General features: G+C 46.1%; 5 protein-coding genes. 4 read left to right on the forward strand and 1 reads right to left on the reverse strand.

The window, feature by feature from the left end:
* From AB5026_RS18715 to udk, 4 genes are all read left to right on the forward strand, one after another.
* Nucleotides 1–894 (forward strand): RnfABCDGE type electron transport complex subunit C (locus AB5026_RS18715; protein ID WP_368214138.1); only part of this gene is annotated, 894 nt, incomplete at its 5' end.
* Nucleotide 895: 1 nt separating this feature from the next.
* Complete coding sequence (locus AB5026_RS18720) at nucleotides 896–1,516, forward strand: methylenetetrahydrofolate reductase C-terminal domain-containing protein (protein ID WP_021976351.1); 621 nt, start codon at nucleotides 896–898, stop codon at nucleotides 1,514–1,516.
* Between the two features lie 124 nt (nucleotides 1,517–1,640).
* The gene (locus tag AB5026_RS18725; RefSeq protein WP_015526188.1) at nucleotides 1,641–2,519 is read left to right on the forward strand and encodes a methylenetetrahydrofolate reductase; all 879 of its coding nucleotides are present in this window, start codon (nucleotides 1,641–1,643) and stop codon (nucleotides 2,517–2,519) included.
* Nucleotides 2,520–2,694: 175 nt separating this feature from the next.
* Nucleotides 2,695–3,315: a uridine kinase gene (gene udk / locus AB5026_RS18730; protein ID WP_015526187.1), complete on the forward strand. Its 621-nt coding sequence runs from the start codon at nucleotides 2,695–2,697 to the stop codon at nucleotides 3,313–3,315.
* 110 nt (nucleotides 3,316–3,425) lie between these two features.
* On the opposite strand, the gene AB5026_RS18735 is transcribed toward udk, so the two are convergent.
* Nucleotides 3,426–4,017: ROK family protein (locus AB5026_RS18735; RefSeq protein WP_368214139.1), on the reverse strand; the 592-nt coding region annotated here is incomplete at its 5' end.

Genomic DNA, 4,017 nt, shown 5'->3' on the forward strand with positions numbered 1-4,017 from the left:
GGTATGGGTGGTGCAGGTTTCCCGACCTGTGTCAAGCTGAAACCTGCAAAACCGGTTGATACCATCCTTCTCAACGGATGTGAGTGTGAGCCATATTTAACAGCAGACCATAAGGTTCTCCTTGAGTTTGCTGATGATATTATTTTCGGTCTGAAAGCGATCCTTAAGACAACAGGTGCTGAGAAGGGCATCATTGTCATCGAGGATAACAAGCAGGATGCGATCGAATTAATGCAGGAAAAAGTTGCCGATATCGGAAATATGGAAGTTTTTGTTGCAAGAACCAAATACCCGCAGGGTGCTGAGAAAACTCTCATCAAGCGTGTCATGGGCAGAAAGGTTCCAAGCGGCGGCCTTCCGGCAGATGTTGGCGTTATCGTAGATAATATCAGTACTGTAAAAGCGATCTCCGATGCGATCCAGAAGGGTATGCCGCTGATCGAGCGTGTTGCAACCGTAACAGGCGAGAAGATTAAGAATCCTGGCAACTTTATCATCAAGATCGGTACCAGCGTAAAAGAGCTGATCGATTACTGCGGTGGATTTACAGATGACGATGTTCTGGTCAAGATGGGCGGACCTATGATGGGATTCCCTCTGAACACTCTGGAGGTACCTATGATGAAGGGCTCCAACGGTATCATCGCCATTGATACAGATGAGACCAAAGAGCAGCCATGTATCAAGTGCGGACGCTGTGTGGACGTATGTCCGATGGAACTTTCTCCTCTGTATTTCGTAAAATATGCGAAAGAAGAGAACTGGCAGGGCATGAAGGACATGAATGTCATGGACTGTGTTGAGTGCAGATGCTGTCAGTATATCTGTTCTTCCAAGATTCCGATCATTAACAGTATCAAAGCCGGAAAAAATGCAGTAAGGGGGATGAAGTGATATGTTGATTACCCAGTTAAAAGCAAAAGAAACTATCGTATCACTGGCAGCCGGAAAGAAAGTTTTTATCATCAACTGCCATGGATGCAAGGAAGTTCGTTTTCCGGAAAAAGAAGCTGTTGAACTTCAGAAGGAGCTTTCCGCTGAAGGAAATGTGACAGGGATCATGACAACGGATTATATCTGTAATCCGGAAAATATGCAGTTACGTCTTCAGAAACACATGGATAAGATCAGGGAAGCGGATCTGGTCCTGGTATTCTCCTGTGGTGTTGGTGTACAGACCATCGCAGAATATCTGGAAGACAAGATGGTATGCGCAGCCTGCGATACATACCCGGTACCTGGTTTCCAGGGTGTAACACCGTTAGAATATAAATGTGACCAGTGTGGTGAGTGTTATCTGAACCTTACCGGCGGGATCTGCCCGATCACAGCATGCTCCAAGAGTCTTGTCAACGGCCAGTGCGGCGGTTCCAAGAATGGTAAATGCGAAGTTGACAGTGACATGGAGTGTGGATGGGAGCGCATCTACAGACGTCTGAAAGAGATCGGACGCCTTGACGCACTGAAATGCCCGACACAGATCCATAATTTCGCTACAGATGATGAAGTGAAATAATAAGCAAAGATTTATTAAGAAGCCAAATTAAATTATGATACGGTTCACCGGAAATATTCCGCAATGTATGCAGCAGAGCAGGTGGACCGTACCCCAAATTTTAAATGATTGGAGCAAATATAATATGAAAATGAAAGAATTATTCGACCGTGGTGAATTTGTAGTTTCTGCAGAAGTAGGACCGCCAAAAGGGATCCATGTAGATGAACTGGTAGAAGAAGCCAAAACTTATCTCAAAGGCGTTCATGCAGTCAATGTAACAGATAACCAGTCTTCGGTTATGCGTCTTGGATCTCTTGCAATGTGTAAAGTTCTCAAAGACGCCGGAATGGATCCGATCTTCCAGCTTGCATGCCGTGACAGAAACCGTATCGCACTGGAGTCTGATCTTTTAAGTGCTGCTATGCTTGGTATTGAGAACATCCTCTGTCTGACAGGTGACCATACGAAGATGGGTGATCATCCGCAGGCAAAACCGGTATTCGATCTTGATTCTGTATCTCTTCTTCATACAGTACAGCTTCTCGAGTCCGGTGTAGATCTTGGAGGAAACCAGCTGGTTGGTGAGCCACCGAAATTCTCCAAGGGTGCCGTTGTATCTCCATGCAGCGATTCCGTTGACGCTCAGCTTGCAAAGATGGAAAGAAAGGTTGCTGCAGGTGCAGACTACTTCCAGACACAGGCTGTATTTGAGCCGGAGAAATTCATCAAATTTATGGAAAAAGCAAAACAGTTCGGAAAACCTGTACAGGTTGGTATCATCATTCCGAAATCTGCTGGAATGGCTAAGTTCATGAACAACAACGTAGCCGGCATCCATGTTCCGGATGAGATGATCGAGGAGCTGAAAGCAGACAAAGAGAAAACAAAAGCTGGTATCACTGGTGTTGAGATCGCTGCACGTATCATTAAAGAGTGCAAGCCATACTGCCAGGGTGTACATATCATGGCACTTGGATGGGAGTCCAAGATCCCGGCACTTCTGGAGCAGGCTGAGATCTGATCAGAACGATTGCTTTATAAAAAATAACCAGAAAAGCTGTCCGGAACCGGATGCAGGAGATGCACACCGACCGGGCAGCTTTTGTGTAAGAAAAAGCTTCTTTATACGGAAAAACTCTTCGGGAAGCCTGCGGGATCCACAGCGGAAGAATTCTAGCTTAAGAGGTAAAGAGACGATGGAAAGTATTATTATCGGGATCGCCGGAGGGTCAGGCTCCGGCAAATCTACATTTACAAACAGACTGAAGAAGCATTTCGGAGACGATGTGGTGGTGATCTATCATGATAATTACTACCGCAGACAGGACGGAATTCCTTTTGAAGAACGTGTGAAGGTGAATTACGATCACCCGGATTCACTGGAAACCGATCTTCTGGTAGAGCATCTCAAAGAACTCAAGGAGGGCAAAACCATCCAATGTCCGGTATACGATTACAGTCAGCACAACCGCTCCGACAAAGTGCTGAAAATCGAACCAAGACCGGTCATTCTGGTAGAGGGAATCCTGCTTCTTGCAGATCCGCGTATCCGAGATCTTCTGGATATCAAGGTTTATGTGGAAGCAGATGCAGATGAGAGGATCTTAAGACGGATCTCCAGAGATGTGGAGGAACGTGGACGGGATTTAAACGGAATCATCGATCAGTATCTTACCACAGTAAAACCGATGCATTATCTGTATGTGGAGTCTACACGGGCGAAAGCAGATATTGTGATCAACAGCGGTAAGAATAATGTGGCCTTTGATCTGTTTGTGTCAAAGATCGGGCAGCTTCTGAAAGAACTGAAAAAATAATAAGTAAAATAAAAAAGCATGTCATACTTTAGGACAGAGCGGATCAAGTTATATCCGTCTGGCTGTGTATGACATGCTTTTTTGAGCGGTTCAGGTGAAGCTGCCTGTATTCACACGCTCTGTATAAATTTTTCCACATAATATAAAGCTGCACCAATGGCAGGTGTATACTGCCCGTGGGTGCCGACCAGAATCTGATCTTTATCCAGGGTAAAGGGTGCGCCTGTGTTGATGTGTTCCAGCAGATAAGTGATGTCTTCTTCCGTAAAATAAGGTGCCAGATATCCGCTGATGATGATCGGCGCATCGATGATCAGGTTCAGGTTTTTCATGGCAAATGCCAGATGGTTCAGGTAATCTTCCCAGTGCTCAGCAAGCCGGGGAGATTTTTTTTCGCGGAGCAGCGGGAAAAATTCCTTCACAGGCATCCCGGCAGACTGTTCCAGAGCGTTGGCAGAGCAGTAGGTTTCCAGACAGCCATGGTTTCCGCAGTAACATAAAGGGCCGTCAGGATTGACGCACATATGCTCAAGGGTTCCGCTGTGCATGGAACTTCCCTGATGAATTTGATGATTGGTGATAATGGCACCGCCCAGGTTTCGGTTCAGAAGGAACACGACAGCACTGTCAAGCTCCGGGTGATTCCACAGCTCCAGAAAAGCAGCGGATTTGGAATCATGTTCCAGATGGCAGGGGTAAGGA

This window comes from Blautia sp. RTP21359st1_E11_RTP21359_211015 (assembly GCF_040910705.1).
Classification (GTDB): Bacteria; Bacillota; Clostridia; order Lachnospirales; family Lachnospiraceae; genus Blautia_A; species Blautia_A fusiformis.